3 protein-coding genes and 1 pseudogene are annotated in these 1570 nt (G+C 42.0%); 1 reads left to right on the top strand and 3 read right to left on the bottom strand.

Annotation, left to right across the window (positions count from 1 at the left end; all coding sequences use genetic code 11):
* Together AC787_RS33595 and AC787_RS32850 are read right to left on the bottom strand one after the other, a co-directional pair.
* Nucleotides 1-304, bottom strand: a 304-nt coding sequence (locus AC787_RS33595; RefSeq protein WP_054029203.1) for a YolD-like family protein, incomplete at its 3' end; no start/stop codon positions are given.
* Nucleotides 301-546 (bottom strand): hypothetical protein, encoded by a 246-nt coding sequence (locus AC787_RS32850; RefSeq protein WP_054029202.1) that lies wholly within the window; start codon nucleotides 544-546, stop codon nucleotides 301-303. The genes AC787_RS32850 and AC787_RS33595, both read right to left, overlap by 4 nt.
* A 322-nt stretch (nucleotides 547-868) precedes the next feature.
* On the opposite strand from AC787_RS32850, the gene AC787_RS35005 reads away from it, so the two are divergent.
* Nucleotides 869-1072, top strand: coding sequence for a hypothetical protein (locus AC787_RS35005; protein WP_054029200.1), 204 nt, complete (start codon nucleotides 869-871; stop codon nucleotides 1070-1072).
* Nucleotides 1073-1206: 134 nt separating this feature from the next.
* Here the strand turns inward: AC787_RS35005 and AC787_RS34595 are convergent.
* A pseudogene (locus AC787_RS34595) lies at nucleotides 1207-1570 on the bottom strand (N-acetylmuramoyl-L-alanine amidase); the annotation flags it as partial.

The following is a 1570-nucleotide window of genomic DNA, read 5'->3' as shown; positions in this document are numbered from 1 at the left end:
CTACATGAACCGACTTTGTTCGCGAGTCCATCTTTGTTATTTTTCCAATCACAGGTTGATCCCAATTCCAAACAACAAGATTTATTTGCAATTCCTCTTGTTGAGCTTCGACCAGACGCTCACCCAGTTCCTCCATCTCAAATTCATCCCTAGTTGGTCTTTTCGGTCCTTTTGCTTTTGCCATGTCCAAATCCTCCAATTCATTTCGTTGCTTATTTATCGCTACAACATGCTCAGGCAACATCATACGGCTGCTTGACCACATTTTATTGCTCTGTGGATCTAGACGATTTACTTTCATCATATATTCCATCCTCGGGGCATTACCGGCTTAGCTGCTTCGCGGTTATATAGCACTTTAAACGCATTAGCTTTTCTATCCCATAAAACAAAGCCCTCTTTGACTAGCTCATTTATTGCATCTTTCACCTGATCCACAGTTCGAAGAGAAAGCTGACTGATATATAAAATATCGATACTAGATGGATTGTTGCGGTAAACGTTAAAGAGCACCGTTAAGACCTTACGAGCGGTATCATCAAGCATGTTGCTTTATCAACTCCACATCTATAATGTTTGCTATGGTAAATATGCGAGGGGCATTGGCAGTATAACAGTGTGCCTTAACTCGCCCGTCTCCCACCGATCTAACTAGTATGGTTTGGATGGAAATGTTCCGTTTGTGATCATTGTAGATAATTTGTACTGTCCTATCAATAAAGTTTTCAATCATACCCCTCACTCCAACGCGAATGTTTGTTCTCATTTTAATACAAACACATGTTCGTTTCAACAAAAACTCAACTAACCCTACCATGATTAGGTATTAACCATTAATATAGGAGTAACAATGTGAGGGGTTGATACCTTGAAATTCGGAATGCGGATGCCAAGTCTTAAAAAGAGGATAGCTGCCAGGACTAGCGTCAAACGGCAGGTCGTGCACCGGCTAGGTGTGAAGATGCCGCGAGGATGGGGTTGGGTGCGAAATCCGAAGAAAGCTGTATACAACAAAGTGTACAATCAAACTACCTTTGATATTTTTAAATTAATTAAAAAGCTCTTTAAATAATCAAAATTCCAAGCGCATGGGATTTTTATGGCAAGCGAGATAAGATAAATGAAATCAAACGAAAGCTCCGGTCAATGGGGTTGATAACCAAATAAAAAAGAGCCCACCGACCGCAATGGTTAGTGGGCTCTTGCTTAATTGGATACTCTCAGTGCTACGGCCAACGTTCGCCAGCCTTCCTCAGTGAAATTGGGGTCATGAATGATGCTGCCTAAATCGATGTTTTTGAATTCTTTACCAAACCATGCAGGAGCCGGTACTAACTGTTTTAGATCCGTGATTTGCTTCCCTAGCTCTTTAACTGTTTTCTGTAGATCCACAATTGCTTTCTGTTCGGCTTCTGTCATTGGTTGATCCTCCTCATTTTCAGGTTGCAGCTTAGCGGTAACCCTGTTTTTAAATTCAATCCATCCGCTCCAGCTACCATTGTTGTGCATCAAACGCGGGCACACCTTACCGCTCCAATCATAGTGACGGCGCAGCTTATCCACACCCCAG

The organism is Bacillus sp. FJAT-28004 (genome assembly GCF_001280845.1).
Taxonomy (GTDB): domain Bacteria; phylum Bacillota; class Bacilli; order Paenibacillales; family Paenibacillaceae; genus Pristimantibacillus.
Note: the sequence above shows the minus strand (reverse complement) of the source record. Positions and strands in the feature narration are given on the sequence as shown.

Bases quoted from the DNA above. Each gene is read 5' to 3' on its own strand.
- AC787_RS32850 (WP_054029202.1), bottom strand. From the start codon at position 546: ATGCTTGATGATACCGCTCGTAAGGTCTTAACGGTGCTCTTTAACGTT.